This window comes from Enterobacter sp. CPE_E863, assembly GCF_046521465.1.
Classification (GTDB): Bacteria; Pseudomonadota; Gammaproteobacteria; order Enterobacterales; family Enterobacteriaceae; genus Enterobacter; species Enterobacter adelaidei.
On the sequence record NZ_JBKFZX010000001.1, the window covers coordinates 4,189,558 to 4,211,704 of the forward strand.

General features: G+C 55.3%; 16 protein-coding genes. 10 read left to right on the plus strand and 6 right to left on the minus strand.

Translation table 11 applies throughout. The features are described from left to right. Nucleotides 1–157 precede the first annotated feature (157 nt). The gene (gene pckA / locus ACLHV8_RS20690; protein WP_028018027.1) at nt 158–1,777 is read left to right on the plus strand and encodes a phosphoenolpyruvate carboxykinase (ATP); all 1,620 of its coding nucleotides are present in this window, start codon (nt 158–160) and stop codon (nt 1,775–1,777) included. 98 nt (nt 1,778–1,875) lie between these two features. Here pckA and envZ read toward each other — a convergent pair whose 3' ends face one another. Together envZ and ompR are read right to left on the minus strand one after the other, a co-directional pair. Further along, nucleotides 1,876–3,222, minus strand: coding sequence for a two-component system sensor histidine kinase EnvZ (gene envZ, locus ACLHV8_RS20695; RefSeq protein ID WP_410392134.1), 1,347 nt, complete (start codon nt 3,220–3,222; stop codon nt 1,876–1,878). Then, on the minus strand, nt 3,219–3,938 hold the full coding sequence (gene ompR, locus ACLHV8_RS20700) for a two-component system response regulator OmpR (RefSeq protein ID WP_001157751.1): 720 nt from the start codon (nt 3,936–3,938) through the stop codon (nt 3,219–3,221). Before ompR ends, envZ begins: the two co-directional genes overlap by 4 nt. Before the next feature lie 228 nt (nt 3,939–4,166). Between ompR and greB the strand changes: the two genes are divergently transcribed. The 5 genes from greB (at nt 4,167) to feoC (ending at nt 10,146) form a co-directional block, all read left to right on the plus strand. After that, entirely contained in the window at nt 4,167–4,640 is a 474-nt protein-coding gene (greB, locus tag ACLHV8_RS20705) for a transcription elongation factor GreB (protein ID WP_028018028.1), read from the plus strand. A gap of 86 nt (nt 4,641–4,726) precedes the next feature. Further along, the gene (locus ACLHV8_RS20710; RefSeq protein WP_208594539.1) at nt 4,727–7,057 is read left to right on the plus strand and encodes a Tex family protein; all 2,331 of its coding nucleotides are present in this window, start codon (nt 4,727–4,729) and stop codon (nt 7,055–7,057) included. A 265-nt stretch (nt 7,058–7,322) separates the two neighbouring features. After that, nucleotides 7,323–7,550: a ferrous iron transporter A gene (gene feoA / locus ACLHV8_RS20715; RefSeq protein ID WP_010436417.1), complete on the plus strand. Its 228-nt coding sequence runs from the start codon at nt 7,323–7,325 to the stop codon at nt 7,548–7,550. 30 nt (nt 7,551–7,580) lie between these two features. Beyond that, nucleotides 7,581–9,899, plus strand: a complete 2,319-nt coding sequence (feoB, locus tag ACLHV8_RS20720; RefSeq protein WP_208594538.1) for a Fe(2+) transporter permease subunit FeoB — start codon at nt 7,581–7,583, stop codon at nt 9,897–9,899. 10 nt (nt 9,900–9,909) lie between these two features. After that, nucleotides 9,910–10,146, plus strand: a complete 237-nt coding sequence (feoC, locus tag ACLHV8_RS20725; protein WP_208594537.1) for a [Fe-S]-dependent transcriptional repressor FeoC — start codon at nt 9,910–9,912, stop codon at nt 10,144–10,146. A 33-nt stretch (nt 10,147–10,179) separates the two neighbouring features. On the opposite strand, the gene ACLHV8_RS20730 is transcribed toward feoC, so the two are convergent. Both ACLHV8_RS20730 and bioH read right to left on the minus strand, forming a co-directional pair. Beyond that, entirely contained in the window at nt 10,180–10,449 is a 270-nt protein-coding gene (locus ACLHV8_RS20730) for a YdgH/BhsA/McbA-like domain containing protein (RefSeq protein ID WP_049005385.1), read from the minus strand. 111 nt (nt 10,450–10,560) lie between these two features. Continuing rightward, on the minus strand, nt 10,561–11,334 hold the full coding sequence (gene bioH / locus ACLHV8_RS20735; RefSeq protein ID WP_049005384.1) for a pimeloyl-ACP methyl ester esterase BioH: 774 nt from the start codon (nt 11,332–11,334) through the stop codon (nt 10,561–10,563). A gap of 37 nt (nt 11,335–11,371) precedes the next feature. Here bioH and gntX point away from each other — a divergent pair, with 37 nt between their 5' ends. From gntX to gntT, 3 genes are all read left to right on the plus strand, one after another. Continuing rightward, on the plus strand, nt 11,372–12,055 hold the full coding sequence (gene gntX / locus ACLHV8_RS20740; RefSeq protein WP_208594536.1) for a DNA utilization protein GntX: 684 nt from the start codon (nt 11,372–11,374) through the stop codon (nt 12,053–12,055). Nucleotides 12,056–12,116: 61 nt separating this feature from the next. Then, nucleotides 12,117–12,692: a Fe-S biogenesis protein NfuA gene (gene nfuA, locus ACLHV8_RS20745; RefSeq protein WP_208594535.1), complete on the plus strand. Its 576-nt coding sequence runs from the start codon at nt 12,117–12,119 to the stop codon at nt 12,690–12,692. Nucleotides 12,693–12,999: 307 nt separating this feature from the next. Beyond that, nucleotides 13,000–14,316 carry a gluconate transporter gene (gene gntT / locus ACLHV8_RS20750; protein ID WP_014171973.1) on the plus strand — a complete coding sequence of 439 codons (1,317 nt, stop codon included), beginning with the start codon at nt 13,000–13,002 and terminating at the stop codon, nt 14,314–14,316. 36 nt (nt 14,317–14,352) lie between these two features. On the opposite strand, the gene malQ is transcribed toward gntT, so the two are convergent. Together malQ and malP are read right to left on the minus strand one after the other, a co-directional pair. Further along, nucleotides 14,353–16,434, minus strand: a complete 2,082-nt coding sequence (gene malQ / locus ACLHV8_RS20755) for a 4-alpha-glucanotransferase (RefSeq protein WP_208594534.1) — start codon at nt 16,432–16,434, stop codon at nt 14,353–14,355. Between the two features lie 9 nt (nt 16,435–16,443). Then, nucleotides 16,444–18,837: a maltodextrin phosphorylase gene (gene malP / locus ACLHV8_RS20760; protein ID WP_208594533.1), complete on the minus strand. Its 2,394-nt coding sequence runs from the start codon at nt 18,835–18,837 to the stop codon at nt 16,444–16,446. 587 nt (nt 18,838–19,424) lie between these two features. Between malP and malT the strand changes: the two genes are divergently transcribed. After that, entirely contained in the window at nt 19,425–22,130 is a 2,706-nt protein-coding gene (malT, locus tag ACLHV8_RS20765; RefSeq protein WP_208594532.1) for an HTH-type transcriptional regulator MalT, read from the plus strand. The last annotated feature ends 17 nt before the right edge of the window (nt 22,131–22,147 follow it).

The window sequence follows — 22,147 nt, forward strand, 5'->3', positions numbered from 1 at the left end:
TCCTGCGATAATCCGCCTGCCCTGTGACTGGAGTCGCAGCGTTTTCCGTTAGTAAGGGTTTTGTCCAGATGCGTAAATCTATGAGCCCCGTCGCGGTTAACAACCTCAGAAAAACCCTACAATTTCAGGCAGTACATATTGGCTAAGGAGCAGTGATATGCGTGTTACTGGTTTAACCCCGCAAGATCTCAAGGCTTATGGTATTCACGACGTCCAGGAAATCGTCTACAACCCCGACTACGATACGCTGTATCAGGAAGAGCTCAATCCAGCCCTGGAAGGATACGAGCGTGGTGTGTTGACGAATCTTGGTGCTATCGCCGTCGATACCGGTATCTTTACCGGTCGTTCGCCGAAAGATAAGTATATCGTCCGCGACGAAACCACCCGCGATACGCTGTGGTGGGCTGACAAGGGCAAAGGGAAGAACGATAACAAACCGCTCTCCCCGGAAACCTGGCAGCATCTGAAAGGGCTCGTCACCCATCAACTTTCCGGCAAGCGTCTGTTCATTGTCGATGCTTTCTGTGGCGCTAACGCCGACACCCGTCTCTCCGTACGTTTTATCACCGAAGTGGCCTGGCAGGCGCATTTCGTGAAAAACATGTTTATTCGTCCAACCGACGAAGAGCTGAAGAATTTCACCCCGGATTTCATCGTGATGAACGGTGCGAAATGCACTAACCCACAGTGGAAAGAGCAGGGTCTGAACTCCGAAAACTTTGTTGCCTTCAACCTGACCGAGCGTATCCAACTGATCGGCGGTACCTGGTACGGCGGCGAAATGAAGAAAGGGATGTTCTCCGTCATGAACTACCTGCTGCCGCTGCGGGGCATCGCCTCCATGCACTGCTCGGCTAACGTCGGTGAAAAAGGTGACGTGGCGGTGTTCTTCGGACTGTCCGGTACCGGGAAAACCACTCTGTCCACCGATCCGAAACGTCGTCTGATTGGCGATGACGAACACGGCTGGGATGACGATGGTGTATTCAACTTTGAAGGCGGCTGCTACGCGAAGACTATTCGACTGTCTGAAGAGGCCGAGCCGGATATCTTCCACGCTATTCGTCGCGATGCGCTGCTGGAAAACGTCACCGTGCGTGCCGATGGCTCCATCGACTTCGACGATGCGTCGAAAACGGAAAACACCCGCGTCTCTTACCCGATCTACCACATCGACAATATCGTGAAGCCGGTGTCAAAAGCGGGTCATGCCACGAAGGTCATTTTCCTGACGGCAGATGCGTTCGGCGTGCTGCCGCCGGTGTCTCGCCTGACCGCCAGCCAGACACAGTACCACTTCCTCTCTGGCTTCACCGCTAAGCTGGCGGGTACCGAGCGCGGCGTGACAGAACCCACCCCAACCTTCTCAGCCTGCTTCGGCGCGGCATTCCTGTCGCTGCACCCGACGCAGTACGCTGAAGTGCTGGTAAAACGCATGCAGGCTTCCGGCGCGCAGGCGTACCTGGTGAACACGGGCTGGAACGGTACCGGCAAGCGTATTTCCATCAAAGATACGCGCGCCATTATCGACGCCATTCTGGATGGTTCTCTGGATAACGCTGAAACCTTCACGCTGCCAATGTTTGATCTGGCGATCCCAACAGAGCTGCCGGGTGTGGATACGCATATCCTCGACCCCCGCAACACTTACGGTTCGCCGGAACAGTGGCGCGAGAAAGCGGAATCGCTGGCGAAGCTGTTTATTGAGAACTTCGAGAAGTACACCGATACCCCGGCGGGTGAAGCGCTGGTGAGCGCGGGACCGAAGCTGTAGGTAAAAGCAAAAAGGCAACGAAAGTTGCCTTTTTTAATGTTTTCTCCCTCTCCCGGCGGGAGAGGGCCGGGGTGAGGGCATCAGGCCGCACCCTTTTGTCAACTCTCTTTCACCTGCCCGCGCGTCACCGGTACCGGCAACCATGCGCGAATGCTCAACCCGCCCCGCTCGCTGGTGCCAATCTCCAGCAACCCGTTATGGTTATCGATGATACGCTGTACAATCGCCAGACCTAAACCTGTACCGCTGGTGCTGCGCGCGCTGTCGCCACGCACAAACGGCTGGAACAGATGCTTACGCTGCTCAGGCTTGATGCCCGGACCATCGTCTTCCACCTGGAACCAGGCGCGGTTAAGTTCAGACCCGCTGCTGACTTTAATCCAGCCATTACCGTAACGCGCCGCATTGACCACCATGTTGGCAACCGCACGTTTGATAGAGAGCGGATGCATGCGGACCTGGATCTCTCCCGCCTGAAGGTCGGTATCAATCTCGCGCTCGTAGCCGCTTTCCGCCGCCACCACTTCGCCCAGCACCGCGTTCAGATCCGCCATCTCCATTGGCATCTCCTGGCCGGTACGCAGGTAGTCGATGAACTGCCCAATGATGGCATTACACTCTTCGATGTCCTTGTTGATGGACTCGGCAAGATAGCCGTCCTCTTCCCCCATCATCTCCGTCGCCAGACGAATACGCGTTAGCGGTGTGCGCAGGTCATGGCTCACACCGGCCATCAGCAGCGTACGGTCATCTGCCAGTTGCTTCACACCGGCCGCCATATGGTTAAACGCACGCGTCACCGAACGGACCTCAGAGGCACCATACTCACGCAATGGAGGAGGAATAATCCCTTTACCGACCTGCAGCGCAGCGTGCTCCAGGTCGACCAGCGGTCGGTTCTGTATACGAATAAACAGCCAGGCTCCGCCTATCGCCAGCAGCATAATCGCCAGGGTGTAGCGGAATAGCGGTGAGAAGTCGCCCTGATGGATTTCGGTCAGCGGAACGCGAACCCAGATATTGGGTGACAGCCAGGTTTTCAGCCAGACAACAGGCGAGCTTTTGTTGACCTCGACGCGCACTTCCGTCGGGCCGCCGAGCTGCTGCGCCATCTGCTGGCTAAGGAATTCATAATGCTGCGCCCAGCGCAGGCCCGCGTCTTCCGCCGCTTCGTTTGAGTAGAGAGAAATACCCAGCTCACGGTAAATTTCACGACGGAAGGCAGGGGGGACAACCAGCTGCGTGCCATCCTCCAGCTGCAGTTTATCGGTCATCAGCATACGGACTTCGTAGGCCAGGACCTTATTAAACTGCTGGAGGCTCGGCAGGATCGCAAAGTTCAGCACCACCAGATAGGTCGTCACCAGGCTGACGAACAGCAGGGTGACGATCAGTAACAGGGTGCGGGCAAACGAGCTTCGCGGCGAGAAGCGCATTCGCCTCATGCTTTAGAGCCGTCCGGAACGAACACGTAGCCCAGACCCCAAACGGTCTGAATATAACGAGGATGCGCCGGATCTTCTTCCACCATGCGGCGCAGACGAGAGATCTGCACATCGATGGAGCGTTCCATTGCGGAGTATTCGCGGCCACGCGCCAGGTTCATCAGCTTGTCACGGGACAGCGGCTCACGTGGGTGGCTAACCAGTGCTTTGAGAACTGCGAACTCGCCGCTGGTGAGTGGCATAGGTTCGTCTTCACGGAACATCTCGCGCGTGCCGAGGTTCAGTTTGAACTTGCCGAAGGCAATGACGGCTTCTTCCTGAGACGGTGCGCCAGGCAGTTCGTTCGCCTGACGGCGCAGCACAGCACGAATACGCGCCAGCAGTTCACGCGGGTTAAACGGTTTTGGAATGTAGTCGTCAGCACCAATTTCGAGGCCCACGATACGGTCAACTTCCTCGCCCTTCGCCGTCACCATGATGATTGGCATCGGGTTGCTCTGGCTACGCAGACGACGGCAGATAGAGAGCCCGTCTTCGCCGGGCAGCATCAGGTCGAGCACCATCAGGTGGAAAGATTCACGGGTCAGCAGACGATCCATCTGCTCAGCGTTCGCGACGCTACGAACCTGGAAGCCCTGCTCGGTCAGATAACGTTCCAGCAGCGCACGCAGGCGCATGTCGTCATCCACGACCAGAATTTTGTAGTTCTCTTGCATTGTATTTACTCCCAAAGGTTCGGATAGTCTTTGTAACAGCGTATTCTAAAAAAGTGCACGTGTTCGACCAGCTAATTCTGGTATAAATTCTAGTCGAAATTGTTACAAAGCATATTTAACAGCAGCTTATCTGCTCATTTCATCACATAAATCATTATTAATCCTGTCTGTTACACTGTGTGGTACGTATTGTGCGCAAGACAGAAAACCGGCAGCAAAGGCTTTACCATGAAAACGCCCCTGATCACCCGCGAAGGGTACGAAAAACTCAAAAAAGAGATGGATTACCTGTGGCGCGAAGAGCGTCCTGAAGTGACGAAAAAAGTCACCTGGGCCGCGAGCCTCGGCGATCGCAGCGAAAATGCTGATTATCAGTACAACAAGAAGCGGCTGCGTGAGATCGACCGTCGGGTACGCTATCTGACGAAATGCCTTGAGAACCTTAAAATTGTCGATTACTCCCCGCAGCAGGAAGGCAAAGTGTTCTTCGGCGCATGGGTGGAGATTGAAAACGATAACGGCGATACCCTGCGTTTTCGCATCGTCGGCTACGATGAAATTTTTGGTCGTAAGGATTACATCTCCATCGACTCCCCTATGGCCCGTGCGCTGTTGAAAAAGGAAGTGGGCGATTTAGCCGTCGTTCAGACACCCGGCGGTGAAGCCAGCTGGTACGTCAATGAGATCGAGTACGTAAAATAGTCCGAGAGCGCCCTCCACGGCTGGCATTTTGCCGTGTCAGCCCGTATAACTATCCCCTGATTTTTGACCCACAAGATGATAAAGCCATGATGAAAGATTCGCTCTGCCGCATTATTGCGGGTGAACTTCAGGCCAGAGCCGAACAGGTAGAAGCTGCCGTTCGCCTGCTTGATGAAGGGAACACCGTGCCGTTTATTGCACGTTATCGTAAGGAAGTCACCGGCGGTCTGGATGACACACAGCTGCGTAACCTGGAGACCCGTCTGGGTTATCTGCGCGAACTGGAAGAACGTCGTCAGGCGATCCTCAAATCCATCGGCGAACAGGGTAAACTGACCAGCGAGCTGGAAAACGCTATTAACGGTACCCTGAGCAAAACCGAACTCGAAGACCTCTATCTGCCGTACAAACCAAAGCGCCGCACGCGCGGGCAGATTGCGATTGAAGCGGGTCTTGAGCCGCTGGCCGACCTGCTGTGGAACGAACCTTCCCACGATCCAGATACCGAAGCGGCGAAATTCATCGACGCTGACAAAGGCGTAGCGGACACCAAGGCCGCCCTCGACGGCGCGCGTTATATTCTGATGGAACGCTTTGCCGAAGACGCCGCCCTGCTCGCCAAAGTACGTGATTACCTGTGGAAGAATGCCCACATCGTCTCGACCGTCGTCGCGGGTAAAGAGGACGAAGGCGCGAAATTCCGCGACTACTTCGATCACCACGAACCGATTTCAACGACCCCGTCTCACCGTGCGCTGGCAATGTTCCGCGGCCGCAACGAAGGCGTGCTGCAGCTTTCCCTGAATGCCGACCCGCAGTTTGACGAGCCGCCGAAAGAGAGCCACTGCGAGCAGATCATCATCGATCACCTCGGCCTGCGTCTGAACAACGCCCCGGCGGACAGCTGGCGTAAAGGCGTGGTGAGCTGGACGTGGCGTATCAAAGTGCTGATGCACCTCGAAACCGAGCTGATGGGCACCGTGCGCGAGCGCGCCGAAGATGAAGCGATCAATGTGTTTGCCCGCAACCTGCACGACTTGCTGATGGCCGCCCCGGCGGGCCTTCGCGCCACCATGGGGCTCGATCCGGGTCTGCGTACGGGCGTAAAAGTGGCGGTAGTTGACGGCACCGGTAAGCTGGTGGCAACCGACACCATCTATCCACACACTGGCCAGGCAGCGAAAGCGGCTGTCGCAGTGGCGGCACTGTGCGAGAAATACAACGTGGAGCTGGTTGCTATCGGCAACGGTACGGCGTCCCGCGAAACCGAACGTTTCTACCTCGACGTGCAGAAACAATTCCCGAAAGTAACGGCGCAGAAAGTGATCGTCAGTGAAGCGGGGGCATCCGTCTATTCCGCATCTGAACTGGCGGCGCAGGAGTTCCCGGACCTGGACGTTTCTCTGCGCGGCGCGGTCTCTATCGCTCGTCGTCTGCAGGATCCGCTGGCAGAACTGGTGAAGATTGACCCGAAATCCATCGGTGTGGGCCAGTATCAGCACGACGTGAGCCAGACTCAGCTCGCCCGTAAGCTAGATGCGGTGGTGGAAGACTGCGTAAACGCCGTCGGTGTAGACCTGAATACCGCCTCAGTTCCCCTGTTGACCCGTGTTGCAGGCTTAACCCGCATGATGGCGCAGAACATCGTCGCATGGCGTGATGAGAACGGTCAGTTCCAGAACCGTCAGCAACTGCTGAAGGTGAGCCGTCTGGGACCGAAAGCCTTTGAGCAGTGTGCGGGCTTCCTGCGCATCAACCACGGTGATAACCCGCTGGATGCCTCAACCGTTCACCCGGAAGCGTACCCGGTGGTAGAACGCATTCTGGCTGCCACTCAACAGGCACTGAAAGACCTGATGGGTGATAACAGTGCGCTGCGCAACCTGAAAGCCGCGGATTTCACCGACGATAAATTTGGTGTGCCAACCGTCACTGACATCATCAAAGAGCTGGAAAAACCGGGCCGCGATCCACGTCCTGAGTTCAAAACCGCGACCTTTGCCGACGGCATCGAGACCATGAACGACCTGCTGCCAGGCATGGTGCTGGAAGGCGCGGTGACCAACGTCACCAACTTTGGCGCATTTGTGGATATCGGCGTGCATCAGGATGGCCTGGTCCATATCTCATCCCTTGCCGATAAGTTCGTTGAAGACCCGCACACCGTGGTCAAAGCGGGCGATATCGTGAAGGTCAAAGTGCTGGAAGTGGATTTACAGCGCAAACGAATTGCCCTGACCATGCGTCTGGACGAGCAGCCGGGCGAAACCAACGCGCGCCGTGGCGGCAATGGTGGTGGCCGCGAACAACAGCGCCCGGCTGCTAAAGCCGCGAAACCGCGTGGGCGTGATGCTCAGCCTGCAGGCAACAGCGCGATGATGGATGCGCTGGCGGCCGCGATGGGTAAAAAACGCTAACCTCTCACCCTCTCCCCACAGGGGAGAGGGGATCGCGCAGTACGGTTTATTCTCTCACTCCTTTATTTAAACCAATAATTAGCACGCCATTAACAAATAGGCCGCTTCTCTCGTCGCCGCATATTCAGCAAATATTGAGCAAGGTCAAACAGGCCGTAAATTATTCCCGCAAACAACATTCCGTCACAGTTTTATTATTGCTGATACAAACTATTCTCATTATCATCGCATAGTAGATTATTTAACCTTCGTGGGATCAGGCATTATGCAATTCACTCCAGACAGTGCATGGAAAATTACCGGTTTTACCCGTGAAATTAGCCCGGCCTATCGGCAAAAGCTGCTGTCACTGGGCATGCTACCCGGCTCGTCTTTCCAGGTCGTGCGCGTTGCCCCGTTAGGTGATCCCGTTCATATCGAAACCCGCCGCGTGAATTTGGTGCTGCGTAAGAAAGACCTCGCATTAATAGAAGTCGAAGCCTTATCTCAATAACAAGCCAGCGGTTTCAGTGAGTCTACTAAAATGAAAAAATTAACTATTGGCTTAATTGGTAATCCAAATTCCGGCAAGACCACGTTATTTAACCAGTTAACCGGAGCGCGTCAGCGCGTGGGTAACTGGGCAGGTGTGACGGTTGAGCGTAAAGAAGGCCAGTTCACGACGACAGACAACCAGGTGACGCTGGTTGACCTTCCCGGCACCTACTCCTTAACCACCATTTCGTCGCAAACCTCGCTCGATGAGCAAATTGCCTGCCACTATATTCTTGGCGGCGACGCGGATCTCCTGATCAACGTGGTCGACGCTTCCAATCTTGAGCGTAACCTCTATCTGACGCTGCAACTGCTGGAACTGGGTATTCCCTGCATCGTGGCGCTTAACATGCTCGACATTGCCGAGAAACAGAAGCTGCGCATCGACGTCGATGCTCTCTCAGCGCGCCTGGGTTGCCCGGTGGTTCCGCTGGTGTCGACGCGTGCTCGCGGCATTGATGCGCTGAAGCTGGCGATTGACCGTCATACGGGGAATCGCGACGTTGAGCTGGTGCATTACGCGCAACCACTTCTGCGCGAAGCTGGTCTTCTGGCAGAGGAAATGGACAAAAGCATGCCCGAAAAACAGCGTTTGTGGCTCGGCCTGCAGATGCTGGAAGGGGATATCTACAGCCGTGCATACGCCGGGCATGCGGCAGATAAACTGGATGTCACAATCGCCCGTCTTAGCGACGAGCTGGATGACCCGGCCCTGCACATCGCCGATGCACGTTACCAGGCAATTGCCTCAATTTGCGACGTTGTCAGTAACGCCCTTACGGCGGAACCGAGCCGTTTTACCGCTGCGGTAGACAAGATTGTGCTTAACCGTTTCCTGGGTTTGCCGATCTTCCTGCTGGTGATGTACGTAATGTTCCTGCTCGCCATTAACATCGGTGGCGCGCTGCAGCCTATTTTCGATGCGGGTTCCGTCGCGGTCTTCGTACACGGTATTCAGTGGGTGGGTTACACCCTGCACTTCCCGGAATGGCTAACCATTTTCCTTGCCCAGGGGATCGGTGGCGGTATCAATACCGTTCTGCCACTGGTGCCGCAAATTGGCATGATGTATCTGTTCCTCTCCTTCCTGGAGGATTCCGGTTACATGGCGCGCGCCGCGTTCGTGATGGATCGTCTGATGCAGGCGCTGGGTCTGCCGGGTAAATCCTTCGTCCCGCTGATTGTTGGCTTCGGCTGTAACGTACCCTCGGTGATGGGCGCACGTACCCTGGATGCACCGCGTGAACGTCTGATGACCATCATGATGGCGCCGTTTATGTCCTGCGGTGCCCGTCTGGCCATCTTTGCGGTTTTTGCGGCAGCCTTCTTTGGCCAACAGGGCGCGCTGGCGGTCTTTTCGCTGTATGTGCTGGGTATCGTGATGGCGATCCTCACCGGTCTGATGCTGAAGCACACCATCATGCGCGGTGAAGCGTCGCCGTTTGTGATGGAGCTGCCGGTGTATCACGTGCCGCATCTAAAAAGCCTGGCGATCCAGACCTGGCAGCGCCTGAAAGGCTTTGTGCTGCGCGCCGGTAAGGTAATTGTCATCGTCAGCATTTTCCTGAGCGCGTTGAACAGCTTCACCCTCAGCGGGCAGGCGGCAGATAACATCAACGATTCTGCTCTTGCCTCCGTCAGCCGCGTCATCACGCCAGTCTTCAAACCGATTGGCGTGCATGAGGATAACTGGCAGGCGACGGTTGGCCTGTTCACGGGTGCGATGGCAAAAGAGGTGGTTGTCGGCACCCTGAACACGCTTTACACCGCTGAGAACATTCAGGAGCAGGAATTTAATCCGGCAGAGTTTCACCTCGGTAACGAACTGTTGGGTGCAGTAGAGGAAACCTGGCAGAGCCTGAAAGACACCTTCAGCCTGAGCGTGCTGGCAAACCCTATTGAAGCCAGCAAAGGCGACGGTGAAATGGCGACGGGGGCTATGGGCGTGATGAGTGAGAAGTTTGGCAGCGAGTCTGCAGCTTACAGCTACCTCATCTTTGTCCTGCTCTATATTCCGTGCATCTCCGTGATGGGGGCGATTTCCCGTGAGTCCAGCCGTGGCTGGATGGGATTCTCCATTCTGTGGGGGTTAAACATTGCTTACTCGCTGGCGACGCTCTTTTACCAGGCCGTTAACTTTAGCCAGCACCCGCGTTATAGCCTGGTCTGTATTCTGGCAGTTGTCCTCTTTAACGTGTTAGTTATCAGTCTGCTACGCCGGGCACGCAGCCGCGTCGATATCGACCTGCTGGCAAACCGTAAAACCGCCGCCACTTGTTGCAGCAGCCCGGCGGGTGACTGTCACTAAGGAGTAAGCCATGGCATCGTTGATTCAGGTTCGTGATCTGCTGGCATTACAAGGGCGGATGGAGGCGAAACAGCTGAGCCTCAGCCTGCATACGCCGCAGCCGATGATCGATGCCATGCTGGAAAGACTGGAAGCCATGGGGAAAGCCGTGCGGATTCAGGAAGACGCGGACGGCTGTCTCTCCGGCAGTTGTAAACGCTGCCCGGAAGGTAAAGCCTGCCTCAAGGAGTGGTGGGCTTTGCGTTAATAAAGCCGGGCAGAGATGCCCGGCTTTATCGTATTACTTATACACTTCCGCCGTTGCGCGCACGTTTTTTGTATCTTTATTCGCACTGGTTACCACATAATACTTCCCGCCCAGTTCATCCGCTTTCTTCGACAACTCTCTGCGAGCGTCCATCGGCGCGGTGGTGTCAGACGTAGAAATCTCACCAATTTTGGTCAGATTCATCCCGGCAACTTTATCTTTTTCCAGCTCTTTTGCCGCAAAGACGCCAAATGAAAGTGACCCAATAACCAGAGAAGTGACAATACCTGTAACAAGTTTCATAGCCTGACTCTCCTTAGGATTGTTGTTTTGATTGTCGTAGGCAGAACCACCGCAACGACCTCTGGAGTATGGTTGCGGTGTATCACTTTTTCCAGGCTGGATAGAAATTAATCAGTCTAAACGTTGACTTAACGCAATGAGCGCTGCACAAAACTCCGCCGGATGAGAGATAAACGGGGCATGGGCCGCTTTGGCAATGATCTGCGATTCACTTTCCGGCCAGAGCGAATCCAGCAATGGAACCACTTTCCGCGGCACCAGTCCGTCGAGGTAGCCATAGATACGCAGATGCGGCATCGTCAGCGCAGACAGCGGTTCACGCAGATCAACCGTTTTCAGGATCTCAAGACCACCGTTAAGCACCGCCACGTCCGGCATCGGCAGGGAAAGCACGGTCTGCTTCAATGCTCTCGCATCCTGACGTGCGGTTTCGGTCCCCATCGTTTGCAATGCGAGGAACCGTTCAACGGTCCGCTGAAAATCTTCACTCAGCTGTTGCTGGAAGCCCGCCAGCACATCCGGTTTTATACCCGGCCACGACGCTTGTGCACTAAAGCATGGCGACGAGGCCACGGTCACCAGCGCGCTCACGCGTTCTGGTCGGGAGAGCGCAATCTGGCTTGCCACCAGCCCGCCCAGGCTCCAGCCCAGCCAGATAGCGTTTTGTGGCGCGGCGGCCAGAACCTGCTGCGCCATCTCATCAAGCGACATAGGGCCAAAACCACGGCTGCGACCAAAACCCGGTAAGTCCACCAGATGCAGCGTGAAATGCGAGGCCAGTTCCTCGTTTATGCAATTCCATACTTCCGCATTCAGGCCCCATCCGTGCAGCAGCACAAGATGGCAATTTCCTGTCCCTACAGTCTGCCACCACAGCGTCTTCATCAGTTACTGTTCTCTTTATTTCACATGGAGGTTGCACATGCTAACAGTGCCCGGCTTGTGCTGGCTATGCCAAATGCCACTTGCACTCAGTGGGTGGGGGATCTGTTCCGTCTGTACGCGGTCGCTGGAAGGACGTCTCACGGTCTGCCCACAATGTGGTTTACCGGCCACGAGCCGACATATACCCTGCGGACGCTGCCTGAAAAAATCCCCGCCCTGGAGCGCGCTGGTGGCGGTGGATGATTATGTTCCACCGTTGAGCAGGCTCATTCACGCCCTGAAGTTTTCCGGTCAGAGTTCGCTGGCGCAACCTCTCGCCCGCCTGTTATTGCTGGCGGTGTTACAGGCTCGTCGTAGCCGCACCCTGCCGAAAATCGACAGGGTGGTGAATGTCCCCTTATACCGACGCCGACACTGGCGGCGCGGCCACAACCAGAGTGACCTGCTATGTCGCCCACTCGCCCGCTGGCTCGGCTGTGAGTATGATGCCGCCGCGATCACGCGTGTCCATGCCACCGCCATCCAGCATCAGCTCAACGCCCGGCTTCGCAAAAAAAACCTCAAAAATGCCTTTCGCCTTGAATTAGCGGTCAAAGGCCTCCATATCGCGATTGTGGATGATGTCGTCACCACAGGCAGTACCGTTGCTGAACTTTCCCGACTGCTTTTGCGAAGCGGCGCCGCGTCGGTTCAGGTATGGTGTCTGTGCCGTACCTTGTAGCCCTTCTTCAATGGGCGTATGATTATACCCAGGTAATTTAGTCAACTATTAGGCCAAAGCTATGATCCGTATTTCCGATTCTGCACAAGCGCACTTTGCCAAACTGCTGGCAAATCAGGAAGAAGGGACGCAGATCCGCGTGTTTGTGATCAATCCAGGCACTCCGAATGCAGAATGTGGTGTCTCTTATTGTCCGCCGGATGCGGTAGAAGCAACTGACACAGCCCTTAAATTTGAACAGCTCACCGCCTACGTTGATGAGCTGAGCGCACCGTATCTTGAAGATGCGGAGATCGACTTCGTCACCGACCAGCTGGGTTCTCAGCTGACCCTGAAAGCGCCAAACGCGAAAATGCGTAAAGTGGCAGACGATGCACCGCTGATGGAGCGCGTAGAGTGTCTTCTGCAGTCCCAGATCAACCCACAGCTGGCGGGCCACGGTGGTCGTGTTTCCCTGATGGAAATCACCGACGAAGGCTTCGCCATTCTGCAGTTTGGCGGCGGCTGTAACGGGTGTTCCATGGTCGATGTGACCCTGAAAGAAGGGATCGAAAAGCAGCTGCTGAACGAATTCCCGGAACTGAAAGGCGTGCGTGATCTGACCGAACACCAGCGCGGCGAGCACTCTTACTACTGATTCAGTGCCCGTCTTAATCGCCCGGTGGCGCTGTGCTTACCGGGCCTCGCTTCTCCCCCTTCATTCCCTCCATATGTTGACCTGCGTCTCATAATTCAAATTTAGCCTCCCAGGGTGATTCTCAATCACATCATGTTACCCGTATCATTCTCATGGGCACTAAGCACTCTCATAACAGCCGACTAAACTTATTGGTTTCCAAGGTATCAGTACTAGTGCCGTAATCACTCTGTTCCCAGTTGGGACAATCGGAATTTGTCGTTGAAACAATGACGTTACCCATAACAATTCAAAGGCCAGGTAAATCATGCCATTAGTCATCGTTGCTATCGGTGTTGTGTTATTACTGCTCTTGATGATCCGTTTCAAAATGAACGGATTTATCGCTCTGGTTCTGGTGGCACTTGCAGTCGGTCTGATGCAAGGGATGCCGCTGGTGAAAGTCATCAGCTCAATTAAAGCCGGTGTCGGCGGGACGCTCGGCAGCCTGGCGTTGATCATGGGCTTCGGTGCCATGCTCGGCAAAATGCTGGCGGACTGCGGTGGTGCTCAACGTATTGCCACCACGCTCATTGCCAAATTTGGTAAGAAGAACATCCAGTGGGCGGTGGTATTAACCGGTTTTACCGTCGGTTTCGCGCTGTTCTATGAAGTAGGCTTTGTGCTGATGCTGCCACTGGTGTTCACCATTGCGGCGGCGGCAAACATCCCTCTGCTGTATGTCGGTGTACCAATGGCCGCAGCGCTGTCCGTGACGCATGGCTTCCTGCCACCGCACCCGGGTCCAACCGCTATCGCGACCATCTTCCACGCCGATATGGGTAAAACGCTGCTGTTCGGCACCATTCTCGCTATCCCAACAGTGATCCTGGCAGGCCCGGTGTATGCCCGTTTCCTGAAAGGCATTGATAAGCCAATCCCGGAAGGTCTATACAGCGCAAAAACCTTCACCGAAGAAGAGATGCCTGGCTTTGGCGTCAGCGTCTGGACCTCTCTGGTGCCGGTTATCCTGATGGCGATGCGTGCCGTGGCAGAGATGATCCTGCCGAAAGGTCACCCGTTCCTGTCCGTTGCGGAGTTCCTGGGCGACCCGGTGATGGCAACCCTGATTGCGGTATTGATCGCGATGTTCACCTTTGGTCTGAACCGTGGTCGTTCAATGGATCAGATCAACGACACGCTGACCTCCTCCATCAAAATCATTGCCATGATGCTCCTGATCATCGGCGGTGGCGGTGCGTTCAAGCAGGTACTGGTCGACAGCGGCGTGGATAAATACATCGCGGCCATGATGCATGAAACTAACGTGTCACCGCTCCTGATGGCCTGGTCTATCGCCGCGGTTCTGCGTATTGCACTCGGTTCTGCGACCGTGGCCGCCATCACCGCCGGTGGTATCGTTGCGCCGCTGATTGCCACGACAGGTGTTAGCCCTGAGCTGATGGTTATCGCAGTCGGTTCCGGTAGCGTGATTTTCTCTCACGTAAACGATCCGGGCTTCTGGCTGTTCAAGGAGTACTTCAACCTGACTATCGGTGAAACCATCAAGTCCTGGTCTGCGCTGGAAACCATTATTTCAGTGTGCGGTCTGGTCGGGGTTCTGCTGTTGAATATGGTTATCTGATGTAAAAAAAGAACCCGCCAACTGGCGGGTTCTTTTTTATTTCTTCTTCACTACTGCTCTTCTGCGCTTATCCAAATCCTTAATCAGCTTGTTCACCCCATCATCGGCAAACATCTTCTCAAGACTCACGGACAACTTGCGACGCCAGTTCTTGTACTGATAGCTGGTTCCCGGAATGTTCACCGGCCCGGCCATATCAATCCAGTCTTCCGGTTGCAGACCCAGCAGGGCACTGTTGCTGTCAGCAATATAGCGCTGCAAGCCACGGTTGAGCGTCGGGGTCATCGCCATCAGCGACGCCTTATGCCCGGCACGTTTCGGCAGACAGCCATGCTTATGCAAGGCATCCAGCAAGCCCTGCTTCGCCAGCTCACGATCCTGATACAGACCGCGTAACACCTCTTCATCAGGATACAGCCCCAGCGTTTTACCGAGCGTCAGATCACCGCTTTCCCAATAGCCACGCAGCGTAGGAAGATCATGCGTCGTCGCGACTGCCATTGACTGTTCAGGGTACGCTTTCGGCGCGCGGAAGGTTTTCTCATGGTCGTTTTCAAAATAGAGCACTTTATAGGAATACACACCGCTATCACGCAGTTTACTGACAATCTCCACTGGCACAGTACCCAGATCTTCACCGATCACCATGCACTGATGGCGCTTACTTTCCAGCGCCAGGATCGACAGCAGATCGTCAACCGGATACTGTACATACGCCCCGTGGTCCGCCGTTTCACCGTATGGGATCCACCACAGACGCAGCACGGACATCACATGGTCGATACGCAGCGCCCCGCAGTTCTGCATGTTAGCGCGCAGCAGGTCGATAAACGGCTCGTAAGCACGCGCCGCCATCACGTGCGGATCCATCGGCGGTAAGCCCCAGTTCTGACCGAGCGGGCCAAGGATATCCGGTGGCGCCCCCACAGAGGCTTTCAGGCAGTAAAGTTCACGGTCACACCAGGTTTCCGCCCCGCCTTCAGCCACACCCACGGCCAGGTCACGATACAGGCCGATCGGCATCTTGTAGCCCTGGCTTACCTGCCAGCAGGCAGCAAACTGGCTGTACGCCAGCCACTGCAGCCACAGGTAGAAATCCACCTCGTCAGCATGCTTCTTACAGAACGCTTTCACTTCCGGGGTATCAACAGATTGATACGCTTGCGGCCATACCGGCCAGCCCCAGCGCATTTCATCCTCTTTCACCTGGTATGCGTGCAATGCGTCAAATGCCGCCTGCCAGTAAAGGCTTTCGCCCTCCTGGGTAACAAACTGACGAAAAGCCGCCATCTGCTCATCATCGCGCCGGGCAAAACCTTTCCACGCCAGGCGTAAAGCCGCCATCTTCAGCGAGGTAACCGTAGAGTAATCAACCCATTCCGCGTCACGAGCCTGTTTCAGCATCTGCTGGGTGGTCGGAAGTTTCCACCATGCCTGCGCTTCTTTGCTGTTTTTGAAGTCATCTAACGCGTTAACGTCGATATAGATGACGTTCAGCCAGCGACGGGACGACGGGCTATACGGACTGGCGCTCTCCGGGTTGGCCGGATAGAGCGCGTGAATAGGGTTAAGACCAATAAATGCGCCGCCGCGCTCCCCCACCGATGCCAGCATTTTTTTCAGGTCGCCAAAATCACCGATGCCCCAGTTGCTGTCGGAACGCAACGTGTAGAGCTGCACGCAGGCACCCCACAGCTTTTTACCTTCAAGCAACGCCTGCGGTTCATAGCAACGTTTTGGCGCCACAATCACCCGACAAGGGTATCGCTGGTCGTCCTGGGTGAGCGTTAAGGTGTGATAGCCCTCCGGCAGTTTTGCCGGAAGGTTTAGCATTTTGCCGCCGGTGGCGTGACCTTTGTGCTGATGCCCCTCTTCGGTGGTAAGCAGCCAGCTAAACTCGCCCTGCCCCTCCACCGCCAGAGGCATCTTTTTGCCTGCGGTGAATACCTTCACATTCGGCACCGGCGCAACCGACGCTTTCGCGTCGGTTTTGTGCATGGCATCCAGCAAACGTCTTTTGGTGTCTGCGCCAATAGACTGCGGTTTGCCGTGAGCATTAATGTAACTGAGGCTGATCCCCGCCGCCTGCGCGGCGCTGTCCAGACGTTTACTCTCCATCGCGCTTCCTTAGCGTTTTGCCTGCCAGATACGGGCCTGATAATCACGAATTGAGCGGTCAGAGCTGAACATACCGCAGCGGGCGGTATTCAGAATGCACGCCCGGATCCAGGCTTCCTGGTCGCGATACAGAACATCAACCTGTTTTTGTGCGTCGACATAGGCTGTGAAGTCCGCCATCACCAGATACGGGTCACCGCCATGCTTGTCCATGCTGTGCAGCATCTGGTCAAACGCGTGCTTGTCGCCGTCGCTGTATTTACCGCTTTCCAGTTCCTTCAGCACCGCATCAAGCACTTTGTCTTTCTTACGCCATTTCACCGGGTCATAGCCTTTGGCCTTGATGGCTTTCACCTCTTCCACGGTATGACCGAAAATGAAGATATTCTCTTCACCCACTTTCTCGGCGATTTCGACGTTTGCACCGTCCAGTGTGCCAACCGTCAGCGCGCCGTTAAGCGCCAGCTTCATGTTGCCGGTACCGGATGCTTCTTTACCTGCCGTAGAAATCTGCTCGGAGATATCTGCCGCCGGGATCAGCATTTCAGCCGCCGAGACACAATAATCCGGCAGGAACACCACTTTCAGCTTGTCGCCGACTTTCGGATCGTTGTTGATGACTTCAGCAACTTTGTTGATTGCCAGAATGATGTTTTTCGCCAGGTAGTAGCCCGGTGCCGCTTTCGCACCGAACAGGAACACGCGTGGTACGCGGTCAGCCTGCGGGTTCTCGCGGATCTCTTTGTACAGCGCCAGAATGTGCAGCAGATTCAGGTGCTGACGTTTGTACTCGTGCAGGCGTTTGATCTGAATGTCAAAAATGGCATTCGGGTTGATCTCAATTCCGGTACGCGCTTTGACAAACGCTGCCAGGCGAACTTTGTTTTCCCGCTTGATCGCACGGTACTGCTCGCGGAATTTCGCGTCGTCGGCGTATTTTTCCAGGTTGATGAGCTGGTCCAGATCGTTGGCCCACTCTTTCTTCAGGGTTTTGTCCAGCAGCCCTGCCAGCAGTGGGTTGCACTGCTTGATCCAGCGACGCGGCGTGATGCCGTTTGTCACGTTGTGGAATTTGGTCGGCCACAGCTGGTGATATTCCGGGAACAGATCTTTTACCACCAGATCCGAGTGCAGCGCTGCCACACCGTTTACGGCAAAGCCGCTTACCACGCACATGTTCGCCATGCGCACCTGTTTGTCATGAACCACTGCCAGCTTCGCCCAGACTTCTTTGTCGCCAGGCCAGGTCTTTTTCACCAGCACTTTAAAGTTGTCGTTAATCTTGTTGATGATCTGCATATGACGCGGCAGCAGTGTTTTCACCAGCTTCTCGTCCCAGCACTCCAGCGCTTCTGGCATCAGGGTGTGGTTGGTGTAAGCGAAGGTACGGCTGGTAATCGCCCAGGCGTCATCCCAGCTCAGCTGATGCTCGTCGATCAGCACGCGCAGCAGTTCCGGGATTGCGATCGTCGGGTGTGTGTCATTGAGCTGAATCACTTCGAAATCAGGCAGCTGCGCCAGCTTGCGGCCCTCCAGATGATGACGACGCAGGATATCCGCCACGGAACAGGCACACTGGAAGTACTGCTGCATCAGACGCAGTTTTTTACCCGCCAGATGGTTGTCGTTCGGGTAGAGGACTTTTGTCAGTTTTTCGGCGTCGATACCTTGCTGTTCAGCACGCAGGAAATCGCCGTCGTTGAATTTGGTCAGGTTGAACGGATGCGCGTGCTTCGCCTGCCACAGACGCAGAGGCTGCGCCACGCCGTTACGGTAACCCAGCACCGGCAGGTCCCAGGCTTCGCCAGTAATGGTGAATGCCGGTTCCCAGAGACCTTGCTTCGTCACTTTCCCGCCAATCCCGACCTGCACATCCAGCTGCGCGTTGTGGCGGAACCACGGGTAAGTATTGCGGTGCCAGTCGTCCGGCGCTTCCATCTGATGACCATCGGCAAATGACTGACGGAACAGGCCGTACTGGTAGTTGAGACCATAGCCAATTGCTGACTGGCCAACGGTCGCCATGGAGTCAAGGAAGCAGGCAGCCAGACGTCCCAGTCCACCGTTACCCAGCGCGGGGTCAATCTCTTCTTCAAGCAGGTCGGTCAGATTAATGTCATGCTCTTTGAGCACATCACCAACGTCCTGATACCAGCCAAGGTTCAGCAGGTTGTTGCCCGTCAGACGGCCAATCAGGAATTCCATCGAGATGTAGTTCACGTGTCGCTGGTTTTTCACCGGCTTTGCCAAAGGCTGAGCATCCAGCTGTTCCGCGAGCGCACCACTCACCGCCTGCCACCACTGGTGAGGCGTCATTTCGTTTGCCGCATGAAGGCCAAAACGCTGCCACTGACGCGTCAGGGCAGCCTGGAATTGAGCTTTGTTGAAGGTAGGCTGTGACATAGGGGATCGGCATCCTTTAGAAAGAAAACACAAGTTGGCGCTAGTGTGCCTGGCTCATTTCACCTCTTCCTCCTCCTGTGGGGGATTAGACAGGGATGAGTAGCGGGGATGAGCATGAAAATGTGATCGAGGCCACTCTCAGAGCATAGTTCGAGTGTGCCCTGAAGATAAAAAAGTAACCGGGGAGAATGTCAAAGAAATGAAATGCAGTTTCGGGGGTTAATTAAACCCCTCTGAAATGATTACTTACGTAGAATAATATTTCTGCAATCGGGTAATAACTAAGGAGATTATTAATCACTTATAATTTTACCCGAACTTTATTACATTTGACGTCACTATCCCTTTCTGAAACCAGTTTCAGCGCAGCCGTACCAGAACCATACAAGCCAGCATTGACGCGGTGTTAAAGCCCATTCCAGAAAGTTCCATCATCTGTCTGAATGTTTTGTGACAGAGTGCAAATTCAGAGCCACCAAATCCAGACATAACTTGCAATAGTTCTCTTTCTGGCCGACCTTATATCGTATTAATTACGAAGCGCAAAAAAAATAAAATCTCTCGTTCCCCACAGTGAAGTGAAACCTATGTTGATTCCGTCTAAATTAAGTCGCCCGGTTCGCCTTGACCATACAGTGGTCCGCGAGCGCCTGTTGGCTAAACTTTCCGGCGCGCATAATTTCCGACTGGCGCTGGTTACGAGCCCTGCAGGCTATGGAAAAACAACGCTCATTTCGCAATGGGCCGCAGGTAAGAGCGATCTTGGCTGGTACTCCCTTGATGAGGGCGATAACCAGCAAGAGCGTTTTGCCAGCTATTTGATTGCCGCTATTCAACAGGCCACCAATGGACACTGCGTCGCCAGTGAAGTGATGGTGCAAAAGCGCCAGTACGCCAGCATGTCCTCCCTTTTCTCTCAGCTATTTATTGAACTGGCCGAATGGCATCGCCCGCTGTATGTGGTGATTGATGATTACCATCTCATCACTAACCCGGTAATTCATGAGTCGATGCGTTTCTTCCTGCGCCATCAACCGGAAAACCTGACCCTGGTGGTACTGTCACGCAACCTGCCGCAGTTGGGTATTGCCAACCTGCGCGTGCGCGATCAACTTCTGGAAGTGGGCAGCCAGCAGCTGGCTTTTACTCATCAGGAAGCGAAACAGTTCTTTGACTGCCGTCTGACCTCCCCCATTGAGGCATCAGAAAGCAGCCGGATGTGTGACGATGTCGCAGGCTGGGCCACTGCACTGCAGTTAATTGCCCTCTCTGCCCGGCAAAACAACAGCCCGGCGCATCAGTCAGCGCGTCGACTGGCAGGGATCAATGCCAGCCATCTTTCTGATTATCTTGTGGATGAGGTGCTGGACAGCGTCGATCCGTCTACCCGTAACTTCCTGCTGAAAAGCTCCCTGCTGCGTTCCATGAACGACGCGCTGATTGTGCGCGTGACGGGCTGCGAAAACGGCCAGCTACAGCTTGAAGAAATTGAACGTCAGGGCCTGTTCCTGACGCGTATGGACGATCCCGGCGAATGGTTCAGCTACCATCCGCTGTTTGGCAGTTTCCTGCGCCAGCGTTGCCAGTGGGAGCTTGCGGTTGAACTGCCGGAAATTCATCGCGCTGCCGCCGAAAGCTGGATGGCACAAGGCTTCCCGAGCGAGGCGATCCATCATGCGCTGGCCGCAGGTGATGCCAACATGCTGCGTGATATTCTCCTCAACCATGCGTGGGGCTTGTTCAACCACAGCGAGCTGACGCTGCTTGAAGAGTCTCTCAAAGCGCTGCCGTGGGAAAGTCTGCTGGAGAACCCGCGTCTGGTGTTGCTGCAGGCCTGGCTGATGCAGAGCCAACATCGCTATAGCGAAGTGAATACCCTGCTGGCACGTGCGGAGCAGGAGATGGAAAGCAACATGGACACGCCCCTGCACGGTGAATTTAACGCCCTGCGGGCCCAGGTGGCGATTAACGACGGCGACCCGGATGAAGCCGAACGCCTGGCGATGGTCGCACTGGATGAACTGCCGCTGGCCAACTTCTACAGCCGGATCGTTGCCACGTCGGTACACGGTGAAGTGCTGCACTGCAAAGGCGAGCTGACGCGCTCCCTTTCGCTGATGCAGCAAACTGAACAAATGGCACGGCGCCATGATGTCTGGCACTACGCGTTGTGGAGCCTGATCCAGCAAAGCGAAATTCTGTTCGCTCAGGGGTTCCTGCAGGCTGCCTGGGAAAATCAGGAAAAAGCCTTCCAGCTGATTCGGGAACAGCATCTGGAACAGTTGCCGATGCACGAGTTCCTGTTGCGTATTCGCGCTCAGCTCCTGTGGGCATGGTCACGTCTGGATGAAGCTGAAAGTTGCGCCCGCCAGGGTGTGGACGTGCTTTCTGGCTTCCAGCCGCAGCTACAGTTGCAGTGTCTGGCGCTGCTGGTGCAGTGTTCGCTGGCGCGTGGCGATCTCGATAACGCCCGTAATCATCTTAACCGTCTCGAAAACCTGCTGGGCAACGGTCAGTATCATAGCGACTGGGTATCGAACGCCGATAAGGTCCGGGTGATTTACTGGCAAATGACAGGCGATAAAAAATCCGCCGCCAACTGGCTGCGTCAGACGCCAAAACCGGAATTTGCTAACAACCACTTCCTGCAGAGCCAGTGGCGCAACATTGCCCGCGCGCAGATCCTGCTCGGTGAATTAGAGCCCGCGGAGATTGTGCTGGAAGAGCTGAACGAGAACGCGCGCGGCCTGCGTCTGATGAGCGATCTGAACCGCAACCTGCTGCTGCAAAACCAGCTCTACTGGCAGGCGGGTCGTAAAAATGATGCTCAGCGTGTACTGCTGGAAGCGCTGCAACTCGCGAACCGCACCGGGTTTATCAGCCACTTTGTGATTGAAGGTGAAGTGATGGCGCAGCAGCTGCGTCAGTTGATTCAGCTTAATACGCTGCCGGAACTCGATCAGCATCGCGCTCAACGTATTCTGCGTGAAATCAACCAGCACCATCGCCATAAGTTTGCGCATTTCGATGAGAACTTTGTCGAACGTCTGTTGAACCACCCGGAAGTACCGGAGCTTATCCGCACCAGCCCGCTCACCCAGCGTGAATGGCAGGTACTGGGGCTGATCTACTCCGGCTACAGCAATGAACAAATTGCGGGTGAACTGGCGGTGGCGGCGACCACCATCAAAACGCATATCCGCAACCTGTATCAAAAGCTGGGCGTGGCGCATCGTCAGGATGCGGTGCAGCATGCGCAGCGATTGTTGAAGATGATGGGGTACGGAGTGTAATTCATTGCCCGGCGGCG